The following is a 15,389-nucleotide window of genomic DNA, read 5'->3' as shown; positions in this document are numbered from 1 at the left end:
GGGCGGCTCAGTCGTAGATGATCACACCGCGGATGTTCTTGCCCGCGTGCAGGTCCTCGTAGCCCTGGTTGATGTCGTCGAGCTTGTACCGCTTGGTGATCAGCTCGTCGAGCTTGAGGTTCCCCTCCTGGTAGAGCCGCAGCATCTTCAGCATGTCCGCGCTGGGATTCTGGTCCCCGAACAGGGCGCCGCGGATCTCCTTGGTGAAGAGCGCGAGCATGCTGGGGTTGATCGGGATGCCGACGTCGGTGAGGTCGCCGAGACCGGTGATGACGACCCGGCCGCCCTTGCCGAGCGCCTCGACCCCCTGGGCGACGTGCTCGCCCTTCAGCACGCCGACGGTGATCAGCACCTTGTCCGCGCCCTGCCCGTTGGTGACGCTGCGGCCGAACTCGGCGGCTTCGTCGATGCTCGCGAACGAGTGGGTGGCGCCCAGCTCCATCGCCTTCTCGCGCTTGAAGTCGATGGGGTCGACGGCGATGACGTGGCTGGCCCCGGCGTGCGCCGCACCCTGGACCGCGTTGATCCCGATGCCGCCGATGCCCATGACGATCACCGTGTCGCCGGCCCTGACCTCGCCGGCCTGCACGGCCGTGCCCCATCCGGTGCCGACGCCGCAGCCGACGAGACAGGCGACGTCGAGCGGGATGTCGTCGGGGATCTTGACCGTGGAGCGGACGTCGACGGTGGTCACCTCGGCGAACGTGCCCAGCCCGCACATCTGGCCGACCGGGGTGCCGTCGGAGGTCTGGAAGCGGAAGCTCTCGGCGTCGTCCCAGCGCGAGCCGACCAGGAGGTTGGCGCCGGAGTCGCAGATGTACTGCTGGCCGTTCGCGCAGTACCGGCAGCGGCCGCAGCCGGGGAGGAAGGAGAAGACCACGTGGTCGCCCTCTTTGAAGTCCTTGGTGCCGGGGCCGACGGCGGTGACCACGCCCGCGCCCTCGTGGCCGCCCAGGAACGGGTAGTGGCCGACCGGCATGTCACCGGTGGCGATGTGGTCGTCCGAGTGGCACATCCCGGATGCGGCCAGCTTGACCTGGAGTTCACCGGTCCGAGGGTCGTCGGCGACCAGATCGGTGACTTCCCACTGGCCGGGGGCGGAGCGCAGGATCGCGCCGCGGGTGTTCACGGGCACAGGAAACTCCTTGTCGAGGGCTGTTCACGCATGCGCGAACGCGCACGTCCGGGTCGTACGCTATGCCCCACGTCACATCGGGCAAAGAACATGCAACGTTGTTCCGTCGCGCTGCAACGCGCGGCGGGCCTCGGGGAAGATGGCGAGGTGTCCGGCGCCCCGGTGGTCGTGGTGGGTGCGGGCCCGGTGGGGCTGACCGCCGCCCTGCTGCTGGCTGGGCGGGGGTTGCGGGTCGTCGTCCTCGAGCGGCAGGCGGCGCCCTACCCGCTGCCCCGGGCGGTGCACCTGGACGACGAGGTGTTCCGGGTGCTGCAGGCCGCCGGGGTGGCCGACGAGGTGGCCGCGGCCTGCCGGCCGATGGCCGGGCTGCGGGCGCTGGACGGCGCCCACCGCGTGCTGGCGGAGTTCCGGCGCGCTCCCGGCGCCGGCAGCAACGGGTGGCCGCAGGGATCGCTCGTTCACCAGCCCGACCTGGAGGCCGTGCTCGCCGGTGCGGTGTCGGCCGCGCCGGTGATCGACCTGCACCGCGGTGTGGAGGTGACCGGGCTCGCGCAGGACGGGGGCGGGGTCACCGTGCGGGCGACCGACCGGGCGACCGGAGCGGACCGGTCCGTCCGCGCGGCGGCCGTGCTGGGCTGCGACGGCGCCAACAGCAGCGTGCGCGGCCTCATGGGGGCCCGGATGCGGGACCTCGGTCCGGCCGACCGCTGGCTGGTCGTCGACGCGCGGTCGGCCGAGCCGCTGCCGATCTGGCCGGGGGTGCACCAGGTCTGCGACCCCCGCCGGGCGGCGACGTTCATGCCGGTGACCGGCGACCGGTACCGCTGGGAGTTCCGGCTGGCGCCGGGGGAGACCGCCGCGGAGCTGGCCGAGCCGGCCCGGCTGGCGGCGCTGCTGGCGCCGGTCGTCCCGGCGGACCGCGTGGAGGTCGACCGCGCCGTCGAGTACACGTTCCGGGCGCAGGTGGCCGACCGGTGGCGGGACGGGCGGGTGCTGCTCGCCGGGGATGCGGCCCACCTCACCCCGCCGTTCGTCGGTCAGGGGCTGGGCCTGGGGCTGCGTGACGTGCACCAGCTGGCCTGGAAGCTGACCGCCGTCCTCCGCGGGGAGGCGGGCGACGACCTGCTGGACACCTACCAGGCCGAGCGGGAGCCGCACGCCCGCGCGCTGATCCGGGTGGCGTTGCTGCTCGGCGTGCTCATGACCGGCGGCGGGCGGAGCGGCGCCGTCGCCCGCCGCGCGGTGCTGGCCGCCGTCCGGCGGATCCCGGCGGTGGCCCGGCTGGCCACCGACAGCCGCACGCCACCGCTGCGCCGTGGGCCGCTGGTGGACCGACGTGGCCGGGCCGGGCGGCGGCTGGCCGGCACGCTGGTGCCGCAGCCGGACGTGCTCGTCGACGGCCGGCGGTGCCGGCTGGACGACGTCCTGGGGGACGGCGAGGCCCAGCTGTCCGCGGACCTGGAGGTGCGCCGCGCGGACGGGACGTCGGTCCGCGTGGAGGACCCGAGCGGCACGCTGCGCCGCTGGCTGGGAGCTGCCACCTCGGTGCGGATCCGCCCCGACCGCATCGTGGCGGCCGCCCGGAGCTAGCGCGGCCGGCCGATGCCGCGCTGCGTCAGGCCTCGCGGCGCCGCCGGGCGGGGGAGGTGGCCAGCAGCGCGTTCTCCACGGCGGTGTCGCCGAGGGCCCGCTCGAAGCCCGGGGGGACGACGAGGTCGTCGCGGGACAGGTCGGCCACGTCCGGGCGCCCCAGGCCCACCATGGCCGACCCCAGCCCGTCGCGGAGCAGGTCCAGCACGTTCTCCACGCCGGCCTGGCCGTTGGCCGCGAGGCCCCACAGGTAGGCCCGGCCGATCAGCACGGCCTTCGCGCCCAGGGCGAGGGCCTTGGCGACGTCGCCACCGCGGCGGATGCCGCCGTCGAGGAGCACCTCGATCTGGTCGCCCACCGCATCCGCGACGGCCGGCAGGGCGCGGACCGAGGCGGGCGTGCCGTCGAGGTTGTTCCCGCCGTGGTTGGACACCGAGATCGCGGTGACGCCGGCGTCGACGGCGCGCTTGGCGTCGTCGACTCGCATGACGCCCTTGAGCAGGAACGGCCCGTCCCACTGCTCGCGCAGCCAGGCGACGTCCTCCCAGGTGGGCATGGGCGACTGCATCCACATGCCGTAGGCGCCGAAGAACGTGGGCGCCGGGTCGCCCGGCGTGGGCACCATGTTGGGCACGGTCAGGTCGGGGATCGTGCCGGTCCTCGCGAAGTCCAGCAGCCAGCGGGGCTTGACCAGCACCTGCGGCGCGTACTTCCGGGCGGCCTCGAAGTCGATCTTCTCCGGGATGAACGGGCTGCCCCAGTCGCGGCCGTAGGCGAACGACCAGTCGAGCGTGGCGATCAGGCCGACGGCGCCGGCCCGCTTGGCCCGCTCCATGCGGCCGAGCATCTCCTCGCGGGTGCCGACCCAGTACATCTGGAAGAACGTCTGCGGGTTGGCCGCGACGACCTCCTCGATGGGCTTGCTGGCGAACGACGAGAGCCCCATGGCCACCCCGCGGGCGGCGGCCGCTCGGGCGACGGCGACCTCACCGTCGGGGTGCACCGCCTGCACGCCGGTCGGGCTGATCAGGATCGGCATGGACATCGGCTGGCCCATGACGGTCACGCCCATGTTCCGCTCGTTGGCCAGGCCTGCGGTGTGCGGCGAGAAGCCGAGCTCGGCGAACGCCGCCAGGTTGTCCTCCAGGGTCAGGCCCCGCTCGGACCCCGCGACCAGCGCCCCGTAGACGCCCTTGGGTAGCCGCTTCCTGGCCCGGCGCTGGGCCTCGGCGACGGACTCGAACCAGGCGTTCGCCATGGGAGACCTCCCTTGTCCGCCCGGGCTCACCCGGGCCGCTGCGCCGGCCACGACGGCCGCTGGCACCGAGTGCCAGGCTAGCGGTCCCGCGGGAGACCCGGGTCACAGGACGGCGTCCCCCGGCCCGGAGGGGTCAGGCGCGCAGGCTGGGAAACCCCGCCGCCATCTCGCCGAAGGCCGCGTGCAGGTGCTCGGCGAGGGACGAGCGGTCGTCCCCGAGCCAGCCCTCGAACGCGGTCGTGGCCGCGGCCCGCGTGCTGGCGGCCACCAGCCGGGGCAGGAGCCCGGTGGGGGAGTCGCCGGTCCGTGCGGCCACGTGGCCGGCGACCACCCGGTCGATCTCCGCGAACCGCAGCTGGCTGTGCGCCAGCAGGGCCGGCTCGGTGAGGATCAGCCGCATGCGTTCCCGCAGCAGCGGCAGCTCCGCCTCCGGGTAGTCGTTCACCTCGACGTAGGCGGCGCAGACCGAGGTCAGCACCGGCTGGGCGGGGTCGGCGTCGGAGAGCAGCTCCTCCAGCCGGGCGACGTGCGCGGCGAAGTCGCCCCAGACGGCGTCGGCCTTGGTGGGGAAGTAGCGGAAGAAGGTCCGCCGGCTGATCCCCGCGGAGTCGGCGACCTCGTCGCTGGTGACGTCCTCGAACCCGCGGGTCCGGAAGAGGTCGAGCGCCGCGCGCTCCACCCGAGCCCGTCCGGCCGGACCGGCGGTCGGCGCCGTCCTCGTCTCGGTCACGGCCGCATTCTGCCCGGTGACCCGCGCGTTCCGGCTCCGCCGGACCCGGTCTTGCTCCTGGCACCCGGTGTCACTAACGTCCGGCTGGTCCATGTGACCGCGTTCACGGAGGCCCTCATGCCCGAGCCCACCCAGTCCGACGTCCCCGCCGTGGAGTTCCGGGCCCCCGAGGCGCCCGCCACCGAGGAGGCCCTCGTCGAGGAGGCCCTCGTCGAGGAGGTCTCGATCGACGGCATGTGCGGCGTCTACTGAGGGCGGAAATGGCCACGCCCGCCCCGGCGACCGCGTTCGATCCCGCGCTGGCCTGGCGGCGGGCCCGTTCCGTCGCGCTGCGGCCCGAGCCGTTCGGCGCGCTCGTCTACCACTTCGGCAACCGGAAGCTCTCCTTCCTGAAGTCGAAGACGCTGGTCGCCGTCGTCGAGGCGCTGGGTGACCATCCCAGCGCCGAGGCGACGCTGACCGCCTGCGGCGTCCCCGACGCCCAGCGCGGTGCCTACGTGAAGGCGCTGGCCGACCTCGCCCGCTCGCAGATGATCGAACGCCAGGAGATCCCGTGACCGCCGTCCTGCCCGACCGTCCCGACCGGCCCGTCGGCGGAAGGCTGATCGACCAGTTCGAGTACGGACTGGACGCCCCGATCTGCCTGACCTGGGAGCTCACGTACGCCTGCAACCTGGCGTGCGTGCACTGCCTGTCCTCCTCGGGACGGCGCGACCCCCGCGAGCTCTCCACCACCGAGGCCGAGCGCGTCATCGACGAGCTGCAGCGGATGCAGGTCTTCTACGTCAACGTCGGCGGGGGCGAGCCCACCGTCCGGCCGGACTTCTGGCACCTGCTCGACTACGCCATCGGCCACGATGTCGGCGTCAAGTTCTCCACGAACGGCGTGAAGCTGGACAAGCGGCGGGCCGCGCAGCTGGCGGCCACCGACTACGTCGACGTCCAGATCTCGCTGGACGGCGCGACCGCGGAGGTCAACGACCGGGTTCGCGGCGCCGGCTCGTTCGCGACCGCCACCCGGGCGCTGGAGAACCTGGCCGAGGCCGGGATGAAGGACTTCAAGGTCTCCGTCGTCGTCACCCGGGAGAACGCCGGGCAGCTCGACCGGTTCAAGGCGCTCACCGACTCCTTCGGCGCCCAGCTGCGGATCACCCGGCTGCGCCCGTCCGGCCGCGGGGCCGACGTCTGGGACCAGCTGCACCCGACGCAGGCCCAGCAGCGCGAGCTCTACACCTGGCTGCTGGCCAACGGTGACGACGTGCTCACCGGCGACTCCTTCTTCCACCTCTCGGCGTTCGGCGAGGCCCTGCCCGGGCTGAACCTGTGCGGCGCCGGGCGGGTGGTCTGCCTGATCGACCCGGTGGGCGACGTCTACGCCTGCCCGTTCGCCATCCACGAGAACTTCCTCGCCGGCAACGTCCGCGACGAGGGCGGCTTCCAAGGGGTGTGGCAGTCCTCCGAGCTGTTCGCCGACCTGCGCAGCCCGCAGACCGGCGGCGCCTGCACGAAGTGCGCCCACTTCGACGCCTGCCGGGGCGGGTGCATGGCGGCGAAGTTCTTCACCGGACTGCCGCTGGACGGCCCGGACCCCGAATGCGTGCAGGGCTACGGCGAGACGGCGCTGGCCGCCCGCGACCTCGAGCTGGTTCCCCCGCGCAGCCACGTCGACCACTCGCACACCGGCCCGGTGCGCGGGCAGCCCACCCTGCTGGGCATGCCGGCGCTGCCGCCGGCGAAGGCCTGCGACGAGTCCCCGCTGGCCGGGCTGGACCGGCGCTGAGCCGCCGGCCTACAGGTCGACCTTCGCGTTGTCCCCGGCGTCGATCCGCTCACCGGTCGCCCTGGCCTTCACGAAGCTGAACGCGGTGGCCAGCCGGCCGCCGGGGCTGTCCCAGTACTCCGCGGAGTCGCCTTCCACCTTGATCAGCACGACGTCGGGGTCCTCGGGGCCGTTCGGGAACCACGCCTCGACCCCGCTGTTCCACAGCTCCTTCTTCTTCGCCAGGTCGTCCACGACGCGGGCGGAACCGGTCAGCGACACCCAGGTGCCGCCGGAGCCGATGCCCACGTTGACCTGCGGGGTCGCCGTCACGTGCGTCACCGGGTGGGAGCCGCGCTCGGCGAAGAACCACAGGTCGCCGTCGAACTCGACCTCCTGCAGCGTCATCGGCCGGCTGGTCAGGTTCCCGCCGGGAGCGATAGTGGTGAGGAAGCCGAAGCGCTCCCCCTTGATCAGCTCGGCGACCCTGCGGGTGTCCTCTGCGCTCATGCCGGTGCCGTGCCCACGGCGGCCGCTGCCGACACGCGTCATAGCGCGTCGAGGTACCGCCAGGCGCCGTCCCCACGCACGAACCGGCTGATCTCGTGCTGGCCGCCGGGCGCCCCGCCCGACCGCCAGTGCGCCCGGAACTCCACCGTGCCCTCGCGGTCGAGCAGTCCACCGCCGGCGGTGCGGAGCACGTCCAGCCCCGTCCAGCGCACCGCCGGGTCGAGCTCCACGGACGGTGGGCGGGTGGTGGGGTGCCAGGTGGCCAGCAGGTAGCCGGCGTCGCCGACGGCGAAGGCGCTGTAGCGCGACCGCATGAGCTGCTCGGCGGTCGCGGCCGGCGCCGAACCGTCGTGCCGGGGTCCGCAGCACTCGTCGTAGCGCAGGCCGGTGCCGCAGGGGCAGCGACGAGGGGTGGTCGCGGGGGTCATGCCGATCGAGTCTGCCCGCCACCGCTGCTGGCTACGCTGCGGCGGTGTTCTCCCTGGTCGGCGCCACCTGGCCCGAGCTGCCGGCGCGGCCGCTGCTCGTCGTCCCCCTGGGCGCGGTCGAGCAGCACGGCCCGCACCTGCCGCTGGACACGGACACCGTGATCGCCACGGCTGCCGCCGCGGCGGTGGTGGAGCTGCTGGACGACGCCCTGCTGGCCCCCGCGCTGGCGTACGGGGCCAGCGGTGAGCACGAGGACTTCCCCGGCACCGTGTCCCTCGGCACCGAGGCGCTGACCGGCCTGCTCGTGGAGTACGGGCGCTCCGCCTGCCGCTGGGCGGGCCGGGTGCTGATCGTCAACGGCCACGGCGGCAACCTCGACGCGCTGCGGGCGGCCGTGCCGTGGGTGCGGTCGGAGGGGCGGGACGTCGCGTGGTTCCCCTGCGGCTTCCCGGGCGCCGACGCGCACGCCGGTCGCACCGAGACGTCGCTGATGTTGCACGTGGAACCGGATGCGGTCCGGGGCGACCGGGCCGGAGCCGGTGAGACCGCGCCGATCGAGGAGCTGCTGCCACGGCTGCGGGCCGAGGGGGTGCGGGCGGTGAGCCCGAACGGGGTCCTCGGCGATCCGGCCGGCGCGAGCGCCGACGAGGGGGCCGACCTGCTGGGCGCGCTGACCGCCCGGCTGGCCACCGCCGTCCGCAGCTGGGACGTCGACGGAGCCGGGCGGCTGCGCGGCTGACTCCCCCCGCTGGATGATGTGCGCTGGCGCCCAGTCCCCGCGCCGAGAACTGGGCGTCAGCGCACTTCGTCGGCGGGCCGGTGATCAGCCCAGGGCGTCCGCGAACTGCGGGACGGCGTTCTCGATCGCGTACTGGATGCCCAGCGGCGAGCCGCTGGAGAAGGCGCTGATCAGGTCCGGGTCCTCCAGGACGACGGCGCGGCCGTCCTGCACCGAGTCCAGCGACTGCCACAACGGGCTGGCGGTGAACTCCGACGCCTCGACGAAGATCGGGAAGGCGACGGTCAGCTCGGCGTCGAGCAGGGACAGCTGCTCCTCGCTGACCGGCACGAAGAAGTTGTCCGTCGCGATCTCCTGGATGGCCGGCGCGTTCTCGAAGCCTAGCTGCTCCATGAAGTCGACCCGGGCGTCACCGCGGACGTAGGCGCCGTAGCCCTCCGAGGTGAAGGCGCCGACGGCGACCTCGGTGCCCTCGAACTCCGGGTGCGCCGCGGCGGCGTCGGCGAAGGCCTGGTCGACCTCGCCCTGCAGCTCGTCGGCCTCCTCGCTCCTGCCGAGCGCCTGGCCGATCATCTCCAGCTGCTGCTCCCACCCGGTCTGGTACGGCCCGACACCCTCGGGCTGGCTGATGGTGGGTGCGATCGCGCTGAGCGCCTCGTGCCGCTCCGGGGTGGCGGCCGACTTGGTGTCGAGGATCAGGTCGGGGTCCAGTGCGGCGATCGCCTCGTAGCTGGGCTCCAGCGTCTCGATGATCTCCGGGGAGGTGTCGTAGCGCCCCTCGGCCCACGGGCCCACGCCGTCGCCGCCGAAACCCAGCCAGTCGCTGGCGCCGACCGGCTGGACGCCCAGGGCGAGCGCGGTCTCGGCGTCGCCCCAGCCCAGCGCCACCACGCGGGCCGGCTCGTCCTCGACGGTGACGTCGCCGAAGGCGGTCTCCACGGTCACCGGGAAGGCGCCGGACGACGAGGTCGTCCCCTCGGGCGCCGCGCCCTCGGTGGGCTCGTCGCCGGCGCCGCAGCCGGTGAGGACGAGAGCGGTGGCCGCGACGGTGGCGGCGCTGCGGAGGGCAGGGTGGCAACGCATGGGTTCTCCTCGGTCGAACAGGTAAGGCTCACCTAACCAGATGACGAGGTCGGGCGGCCGGGCGGGGCGGTTAGGGTCGGGGGTGCCGGGACCACCGGTCGGGGACGACGGGGGCAGAGGGGTGGACCGCGTGGGCACGGGGGGTGCAGGGCCGGAGGGCTGGCTGGTCGTCGTCGACCTGCAGCACGTCTTCGGCGACGAGGACTCACCGTGGACGGCGCCGCGGTTCGAGGAGGTCCGGCCCCGGATCCGCCGGCTGGTCGAGGCCTTCGGCGACCGGGTGGTGTGGACCCGCTTCGTGGCGCCGGCCGAGCCGGTGGGCGCATGGAAGGAGTACTACGAGGAGTACGACTTCGCGCTGCAGCCGCCGGACGCGCCGTGCTACCAGCTCGTCGAGGACCCGGGCGCGCACCCCGTCGTCGATGCCACCACGTTCGGCAAGTGGGGGCCGGAGCTCGCCGGCCTCGTCGGTGAGGGGCCGCTCACCGTGGCCGGGGTGGCCACCGACTGCTGCGTGGTCTCCACCGTGCTGCCGGCCGCGGACGCCGGCGTGCACGTGCGCGTGGTCACCGACGCCTGCGCGGGCGCCGGCGACGAGGAGCACGCGCGGGCGCTGCAGGTGATGGGCGGCTACGCCCCGCTGGTGACGTTCGCGACCACCGACGAGGTGCTGGCGGGCGCGTGATCCCGGCCGCGCCGGCCGACCGGCTGCCCGACGGGTTCGCCGTCCGGCTGGACCCGCGGGTCCGTCGCCGCGACGGCGGCGCCACCCTGCTCGGCGGCTCGCCGCTGCGGCTGCTCCGGGTTGCTCCCCGCGCGGCCGGCCTGCTGGCCGGGGACCGGCTCGCGGTCGATGACGCGACGAGCGCCGCCCTGGCCGGCCGGCTGCTCGACGCGGGGCTCGCGCACCCGGATCTGCCGCCGGACCCCCGCACGGACGGCGTCACCGTCGTCGTCCCGGTCAAGGACCGTCCGGCCGCGCTGGCCCGGCTGCTGGCGGCGCTCCGCGCCGACCCCGGCACCGCCGCGCTGCCGGTCGTCGTGGTCGACGACGGCTCCGCGCGGCCGGTGGCCGTCCCCGACGGCGTCCGGGTGCTCCGGCACGCGACCGCGCGCGGCCCCGCGGCCGCGCGCAACGCCGGTCTCGCGGCGGCCGGCACCGAACTCGTCGCCTTCCTCGACTCCGACTGCGTGCCGCTCCCCGGCTGGCTCGCCCGGCTGCGCCCGCACCTGGCCGATCCCCGGCTCGCCGCCGTCGGCCCGCGGATCGTGCCGCTGGCCGGCGCCGCCCGCGGCTGGACCAGCCCGTACGAGGACGTCGCGGGCGCCCTGGACATGGGGACCGTCCCGGCGGCGGTCCGCCCCCTCTCGGCGCTGTCCTACCTGCCCAGCGCGGCGCTGCTGGTGCGCCGGCCCGCCCTGGGGACCGGCTTCGACGAGGGCATGCCGGTCGCGGAGGACGTCGACCTCGTCTGGCGGCTCGCCGGGGCGGGGTGGCGGGTGCGGTACGAGCCGGCCGCCGCGGTGGCGCACGAGCACCCGGCGCGCACCGCCGCGTGGCTGCGCCGGCGTGCCTTCTACGGCACGGGGGCCGCGCTGCTGGCCGCCCGGCACGGGGCTGCGGTCTCCCCGCTGGTCCTCGCGCCGGAGACCGCCGCGGCGTGGGCGCTGCTCCTGGCCGGCGGGCGCCGGGGCGGGTGGGCGGCGTTCGGTGTCGTCGCCGTCACCGCCGGCCGGCTGGCGCACCGGCTGGCTCGGCCGGGGGAGCGGCCCCCCGTCGGCCTCGCCGCGGTGCTGGCGGTGCGTGGCATGGCGTCGGCGGGCCGGGGGCTGACCCGGTCAGGCGACGCGGCACCACTGGCCGGTGGCGGCCGCCGCGGCGGTGGTCTCGCGGCGGGCCCGGCGGCGGCTGCTCGCCGCCGCCGTGGCCGATGGGCTACTGGCCTGGTGGCCGCACCGGGCAGCGGTCGGACCGGTCCGTTCCGTCCTCGCCCGGCGGCTGGACGACCTGGCGTACGGGACCGGGCTGTGGGCCGGCGCACTGCGCGCCCGCGACGTGCGCGCGCTCCTGCCGGCCCGCCCTCCGGGCTGACGCGCCGTCGTCCGGAATGCCCGGGGCGGCTGCGCGCTTGTCGGCTCCGTACTGCGGTCCCCATCGGTTCCGCTCTTCCCGATCGACGAGGACCCGCACATGACCGCCGTCCAGGACCGCGCCGACGTGCCCGCGGTCGCTCCGGCCCCCGCCGTCGCGCGCCCCGGCGCCGCACGGATCGCGCTGACGCTGGGCGCGTTCGTCGCGCTCGGCCCGCTCACCATCGACATGTACCTGCCGGCGCTGCCCCGCATCGCCGACGACCTGCTGAGCACCTCGGCCACGGTGCAGCTCACGCTGACCGGCACCCTGATCGGCCTGGCGCTCGGCCAGCTGGTGATCGGCCCGCTGTCCGACGCGTTCGGCCGCCGGCGGCCGCTGCTGGCCGGCACCGCGCTGCACGTGCTGGCGTCCCTGCTCGTGCTGGTCGCGCCGAACATCGCCGTCCTCGGCTCGCTGCGCGTCCTGCAGGGCGTGGGCGCCGCCGCCGGTTCGGTGATCGCCCTCGCGGTCGTGCGCGACCTGTACGTCGGCCGGTCCGCGGCCACGATGCTCTCCCGGTTGTTCCTCGTGCTCGGCGCCGCGCCGGTGCTCGCCCCCACCATCGGTGGGGAGGTCCTGCGGTTCACCGACTGGCGCGGCGTCTTCCTGCTGCTCGCCGCGTACGGCGTGGGCATGCTGGCCGTCGGGTGGAAGACGCTGCCGGAGACCCTCCCGCCGGAGCGGCGGCGGAGCAGCGGCGTACGCGGCACGCTGCGCACCTACGGCAGGCTTCTGCACGACCGCACCTACGTGGGGCTGGTTCTCGTGGCGGGGCTGACGATGGCCGGCCTGTTCAGCTACGTGTCGGGCTCCTCCTTCGTCTACCAGGGGCAGTTCGGCCTCGACGAGCAGCAGTTCGGGCTGCTCTTCGGTGCCGGCGCGTTCTGGCTGATCGCGGCCACCCAGCTCAACCCGCTGCTGCTGCGCCGCTGGTCGCCCCAGCAGCTGCTCGTCGCCGGCACGGTGCTCGGCGCGCTGGCCGGCGCCGCGCTGGTGGCACTGGCGGGGACGGGCACCGGCGGTCTGGTCGGCGTCACCGGCGCGCTGTGGGCGGTGCTGTTCGCCTGCGGCCTGGCGCTGCCCAACGCCCCCGCGCTGGCGCTCTCCCGGCACGGCGACGCCGCCGGTAGCGCCGCGGCGCTGCTCGGCGCCATCCAGTTCGGCGTCGGCGCCCTGGTCTCGCCGGTCGTCGGGCTGCTCGGCAACGACGCCGTCGCGATCGGGCTGGTGGTCGTCACCGCGCTGAGCCTGGCGATCGCGGTGCTGGTGACCGTCGTCCGGCCGTGGCAGCTCCCGGTCGCCGACGAGGTGCCGGCCGCCTGATCTCTGGTGGAAAGCCGCGTCACCGGTCACGATGACGGGGAGATGAGCCCCCTTCCGCGGACCGGCCGGTGACGACCGCCGTCAACCCCTGGCTGGCGCTGCCGGACGGCGCGCCCACCGCCGCGCGCACCCGCCGGCTGCGTGCGGCGCACGAGCGCCTGGTCACCACCAGCGACCTGCCCGCCGACGGCGCCGTCCGCGGCGTGGTCGTGGAGTCCTGGCGCCGCTCCCTCGGCAGCGGGGTGGACCCCGACGGCGGCCTGCCGCCGGTGGAGCTGCTCGACGCCGACCTGCTCGCCTACCGTGCCGCGCACCCGCTGGCCCCGGTGCTGCCGGTGATCCGCCGGCTGCTGGTCCAGGACGCCGAGGCGGACCGGATGATCGTCGCCGTCACCGACGCCTCGGGCCGGATGCTGTGGGTGGAGGGCGACCGGCAGCTGCGCGCTCGCGCCGAGGGCATGAACTTCGTCGAGGGCGCCCGGTGGTCGGAGGACGTGGCGGGCACCAACGCACCCGGCACCGCCCTGGCCGTCGACTCCCCGGTGCAGATCTACGGCAGCGAGCACTTCCGCCGCACGGTGCAGCCGTGGAGCTGCTCGGCCGCGCCGGTGCACGACCCGGTCACCGGCGCGCTGCTCGGTGCGATCGACGTCACCGGGGGCGACCACGTGGCCAGTCCGCACGTCCTCACGCTGGTGCGGGCCACCGTCGCCGCCGTCGAGGCCGAGCTGCGCTGGCTGCACCGGGAGCGGCCGCCCGGCGCAGCGGCGGCCGCGGCCGCGGGCCCCGCGCGGCTGGAGGTGCTGGGGCACGACCGGGCCCGGCTCTCGCTGCCCGGTGGACACCTGGAGCTCTCGGTGCGCCACTCGGAGCTGCTGTTCCTGCTCGCCGAGGCGGCCGCCACCGGGCGCGGCCGGACCGCGGCGGAGCTGGCCGTGGAGTGCCACGCCGGGGCGGCCGCGACGGTCACGGTGCGCGCGGAGCTCTCCCGGCTGCGCCGGCTGGTCGGGGCGGACCTGCTCGGTTCCCGCCCGTACCGGCTGGTCGGCCGGCTGGCCACCGACGCCCAGCAGGTGCGCCGGCTGGTCGCGCGCGGTGAGGTCGGCCCGGCGCTGGAGCGCTACCGCGGGCCGGTGCTGCCCGGGTCGCTCGCCCCCGGCGTGGTCCTGGCGCGCGACCGGCTGGCCGCCCAGCTGCGCCGGGCCGTGCTCTCCGGCCGCCGTCCCGAGCACCTGCTGCGCTACGTGCAGCTCCCCGACGGGCAGGGGGACGCCGCGGTGTGGCATGCGCTGCAGGAGACCCTGCCGGTGGGCTCGCCGCGCCGGGCGGCGGCCGTCGCGCACCTGCAGCGGCTGCGCGGGGGTGCCGGCCGCCTGCGGTGACCTGCCCCACCGGCGCGCCGACGGCGGGAATGCCGACCCCGAGCCGGCACTTGGCAGTCCGAGTGAGTGCCGCTCCCCCCGCCGTCGATGCCCCGTCCCTCAGCCCGGTCCGGGTCGTGGTGGCCATCGTGGCGCTGGCGCTCGGCGGGTTCGCGATCGGCACCACCGAGTTCGTGACCATGGGGGTGCTGCCCGACATCGCCGAGGGCGTGGGGGTCGACATCCCCTCGGCCGGCCACGTCATCTCCGCCTACGCCCTCGGGGTCGTGGTCGGCGCTCCGGTGATCGCGGCGATGAGCGCCCGCCTGCCCCGGCGCGCGCTGCTGGTCGGCCTGATGGCCGCCTTCCTGGCCGGGAACGTGCTCACCGCCCTGGCGCCCGGCTACGGAACGCTGCTGGGCGCCCGGTTCCTCGCCGGCCTGCCGCACGGCGCGTACTTCGGCGTGGCCTCGCTGGTGGCCGCGTCGCTGGTCGCCCCGCACCTGCGCGGTCGCGCGGTCAGCTCGGTCATGCTCGGGCTCGCCGTCGCACTCGTCGCCGGCGTCCCGGCCGCGACCTGGCTGGGCCAGGCGGCCGGCTGGCGCTCGGCGTACTGGCTGGTGGTCGTCCTGGCCGCGGCCACCGTGGTGGCCGTGCTGGTCGTCGTCCCGTCGTCGCCGGGGCGGCCCGACGCCACGGTCCGCGGCGAGCTGGGTGCGCTGCGCCGGCCGCAGGTGCTGCTCACCCTGGCGGTCGGCGTCGTCGGCTTCGGCGGCATGTTCGCGCTCTACAGCTACATCGCCCCCGTCGTCACCGACGTCGCGGAACTCTCCCGCGGCACCCTCCCCGTGGTGCTGCTGGTCTACGGGGTCGGCGGGGTCATCGGGACGGCGCTGGCCGGGCGGCTGGGCGACTGGGCGCTGTTCCGCTCGCTGGGCGGCTCCCTGGTCGTGCTGATGGCCGTGCTCGCCGCGACCGCGCTGGTGGCGCCGTGGGCGCCCGGCCTCGTGGTCGGGGTCTTCCTCGTCTCGGTCAGCGGTTCCACCCTGGCGATCCTGCTGCAGCTGCGGTTGATGGAGACCGCCGGGGAGGCCCAGATGCTCGGGGCCGCGCTCAACCACGCGGCGCTCAACCTCGCCAACGCCCTCGGCGCGTGGGTCGGCGGGCTCGTCATCGCCGCGGGCCTCGGCTACCGGGCGCCCAGCGCCGTCGGCGCCGGGCTGGCCGCGGCCGGGCTGATCCCGCTGGCGGTCTCCGCCGTCCTGCGGCGCCGCGAGCTGCGCGCCCCGGTGGCCGAGGTGCCGGCCGAGCGGGTCTCCGCGGCCGTCTGAGGACGTC

At 75.5% G+C, this 15,389-nt stretch carries 16 protein-coding genes and 1 pseudogene; 11 read left to right on the top strand and 6 right to left on the bottom strand.

Going from position 1 to position 15,389, the window contains the following annotated elements; all coding sequences use genetic code 11:
* Positions 1-7 precede the first annotated feature (7 nt).
* The gene (locus BLASA_RS21970) at positions 8-1,135 is read right to left on the bottom strand and encodes an NDMA-dependent alcohol dehydrogenase (RefSeq protein WP_014378472.1); all 1,128 of its coding nucleotides are present in this window, start codon (positions 1,133-1,135) and stop codon (positions 8-10) included.
* A gap of 147 nt (positions 1,136-1,282) precedes the next feature.
* Between BLASA_RS21970 and BLASA_RS21965 the strand changes: the two genes are divergently transcribed.
* Entirely contained in the window at positions 1,283-2,725 is a 1,443-nt protein-coding gene (locus BLASA_RS21965) for a bifunctional 3-(3-hydroxy-phenyl)propionate/3-hydroxycinnamic acid hydroxylase (protein WP_014378471.1), read from the top strand.
* A 25-nt stretch (positions 2,726-2,750) separates the two neighbouring features.
* Here the strand turns inward: BLASA_RS21965 and mftD are convergent, their stop codons facing one another.
* Both mftD and BLASA_RS21955 read right to left on the bottom strand, forming a co-directional pair.
* A complete protein-coding gene (gene mftD, locus BLASA_RS21960; protein ID WP_014378470.1) occupies positions 2,751-3,983 on the bottom strand; it encodes a pre-mycofactocin synthase MftD in 1,233 nt (410 codons plus the stop codon).
* A 133-nt stretch (positions 3,984-4,116) separates the two neighbouring features.
* The gene (locus BLASA_RS21955; RefSeq protein ID WP_014378469.1) at positions 4,117-4,713 is read right to left on the bottom strand and encodes a TetR family transcriptional regulator; all 597 of its coding nucleotides are present in this window, start codon (positions 4,711-4,713) and stop codon (positions 4,117-4,119) included.
* Between the two features lie 117 nt (positions 4,714-4,830).
* Here BLASA_RS21955 and mftA point away from each other — a divergent pair, with 117 nt between their 5' ends.
* The 3 genes from mftA to mftC are packed head-to-tail and all read left to right on the top strand — an operon-like array spanning position 4,831 to position 6,493.
* Complete coding sequence (gene mftA / locus BLASA_RS24450; RefSeq protein WP_083878196.1) at positions 4,831-4,965, top strand: mycofactocin precursor MftA; 135 nt, start codon at positions 4,831-4,833, stop codon at positions 4,963-4,965.
* 8 nt (positions 4,966-4,973) lie between these two features.
* The gene (gene mftB / locus BLASA_RS21950) at positions 4,974-5,270 is read left to right on the top strand and encodes a mycofactocin biosynthesis chaperone MftB (protein WP_014378467.1); all 297 of its coding nucleotides are present in this window, start codon (positions 4,974-4,976) and stop codon (positions 5,268-5,270) included.
* Positions 5,267-6,493, top strand: a complete 1,227-nt coding sequence (mftC, locus tag BLASA_RS21945; RefSeq protein ID WP_014378466.1) for a mycofactocin radical SAM maturase — start codon at positions 5,267-5,269, stop codon at positions 6,491-6,493. Before mftB ends, mftC begins: the two co-directional genes overlap by 4 nt.
* A 9-nt stretch (positions 6,494-6,502) precedes the next feature.
* Here mftC and BLASA_RS21940 read toward each other — a convergent pair whose 3' ends face one another.
* Both BLASA_RS21940 and BLASA_RS21935 read right to left on the bottom strand, forming a co-directional pair.
* A complete protein-coding gene (locus BLASA_RS21940; protein ID WP_041776861.1) occupies positions 6,503-6,982 on the bottom strand; it encodes a pyridoxamine 5'-phosphate oxidase family protein in 480 nt (159 codons plus the stop codon).
* 38 nt (positions 6,983-7,020) lie between these two features.
* Entirely contained in the window at positions 7,021-7,410 is a 390-nt protein-coding gene (locus tag BLASA_RS21935) for a YchJ family protein (RefSeq protein ID WP_014378464.1), read from the bottom strand.
* Positions 7,411-7,454: 44 nt separating this feature from the next.
* Here BLASA_RS21935 and mftE point away from each other — a divergent pair, with 44 nt between their 5' ends.
* Positions 7,455-8,150 carry a mycofactocin biosynthesis peptidyl-dipeptidase MftE gene (gene mftE / locus BLASA_RS21930; protein WP_014378463.1) on the top strand — a complete coding sequence of 232 codons (696 nt, stop codon included), beginning with the start codon at positions 7,455-7,457 and terminating at the stop codon, positions 8,148-8,150.
* A gap of 84 nt (positions 8,151-8,234) precedes the next feature.
* On the opposite strand, the gene BLASA_RS21925 is transcribed toward mftE, so the two are convergent.
* The gene (locus BLASA_RS21925) at positions 8,235-9,233 is read right to left on the bottom strand and encodes an iron-siderophore ABC transporter substrate-binding protein (RefSeq protein WP_014378462.1); all 999 of its coding nucleotides are present in this window, start codon (positions 9,231-9,233) and stop codon (positions 8,235-8,237) included.
* Between the two features lie 130 nt (positions 9,234-9,363).
* Between BLASA_RS21925 and BLASA_RS21920 the strand changes: the two genes are divergently transcribed.
* The 6 genes and pseudogenes from BLASA_RS21920 (at position 9,364) to BLASA_RS21900 (ending at position 15,382) form a co-directional block, all read left to right on the top strand.
* The gene (locus BLASA_RS21920) at positions 9,364-9,918 is read left to right on the top strand and encodes a cysteine hydrolase family protein (protein WP_014378461.1); all 555 of its coding nucleotides are present in this window, start codon (positions 9,364-9,366) and stop codon (positions 9,916-9,918) included.
* Positions 9,915-10,997, top strand: a pseudogene (gene mftF, locus BLASA_RS21915) (mycofactocin biosynthesis glycosyltransferase MftF); the annotation flags it as partial. The gene BLASA_RS21920 and the pseudogene mftF, both read left to right, overlap by 4 nt.
* 100 nt (positions 10,998-11,097) lie before the next feature.
* Positions 11,098-11,325 carry a hypothetical protein gene (locus BLASA_RS26110; RefSeq protein ID WP_014378460.1) on the top strand — a complete coding sequence of 76 codons (228 nt, stop codon included), beginning with the start codon at positions 11,098-11,100 and terminating at the stop codon, positions 11,323-11,325.
* Positions 11,326-11,424: 99 nt separating this feature from the next.
* On the top strand, positions 11,425-12,690 hold the full coding sequence (locus BLASA_RS21910) for a multidrug effflux MFS transporter (RefSeq protein ID WP_014378458.1): 1,266 nt from the start codon (positions 11,425-11,427) through the stop codon (positions 12,688-12,690).
* Between the two features lie 68 nt (positions 12,691-12,758).
* Positions 12,759-14,072, top strand: coding sequence for a GAF domain-containing protein (locus BLASA_RS21905; RefSeq protein WP_014378457.1), 1,314 nt, complete (start codon positions 12,759-12,761; stop codon positions 14,070-14,072).
* A 62-nt stretch (positions 14,073-14,134) separates the two neighbouring features.
* Positions 14,135-15,382, top strand: coding sequence for an MFS transporter (locus BLASA_RS21900; RefSeq protein ID WP_014378456.1), 1,248 nt, complete (start codon positions 14,135-14,137; stop codon positions 15,380-15,382).
* Positions 15,383-15,389: the final 7 nt, after the last annotated feature.

The sequence above is a fragment of the Blastococcus saxobsidens DD2 genome (assembly GCF_000284015.1).
Lineage (GTDB): Bacteria > Actinomycetota > Actinomycetes > Mycobacteriales > Geodermatophilaceae > Blastococcus > Blastococcus saxobsidens_A.
Note: the sequence above shows the minus strand (reverse complement) of the source record. Positions and strands in the feature narration are given on the sequence as shown.

Bases quoted from the DNA above. Each gene is read 5' to 3' on its own strand.
- mftD (WP_014378470.1), bottom strand. From the start codon at position 3,983: ATGGCGAACGCCTGGTTCGAGTCCGTCGCCGAGGCCCAGCGCCGGGCC.
- mftA (WP_083878196.1), top strand. From the start codon at position 4,831: ATGCCCGAGCCCACCCAGTCCGACGTCCCCGCCGTGGAGTTCCGGGCC.
- mftB (WP_014378467.1), top strand. From the start codon at position 4,974: ATGGCCACGCCCGCCCCGGCGACCGCGTTCGATCCCGCGCTGGCCTGG.
- BLASA_RS21940 (WP_041776861.1), bottom strand. From the start codon at position 6,982: ATGAGCGCAGAGGACACCCGCAGGGTCGCCGAGCTGATCAAGGGGGAG.
- BLASA_RS21935 (WP_014378464.1), bottom strand. From the start codon at position 7,410: ATGACCCCCGCGACCACCCCTCGTCGCTGCCCCTGCGGCACCGGCCTG.
- BLASA_RS21925 (WP_014378462.1), bottom strand. From the start codon at position 9,233: ATGCGTTGCCACCCTGCCCTCCGCAGCGCCGCCACCGTCGCGGCCACC.
- BLASA_RS21910 (WP_014378458.1), top strand. From the start codon at position 11,425: ATGACCGCCGTCCAGGACCGCGCCGACGTGCCCGCGGTCGCTCCGGCC.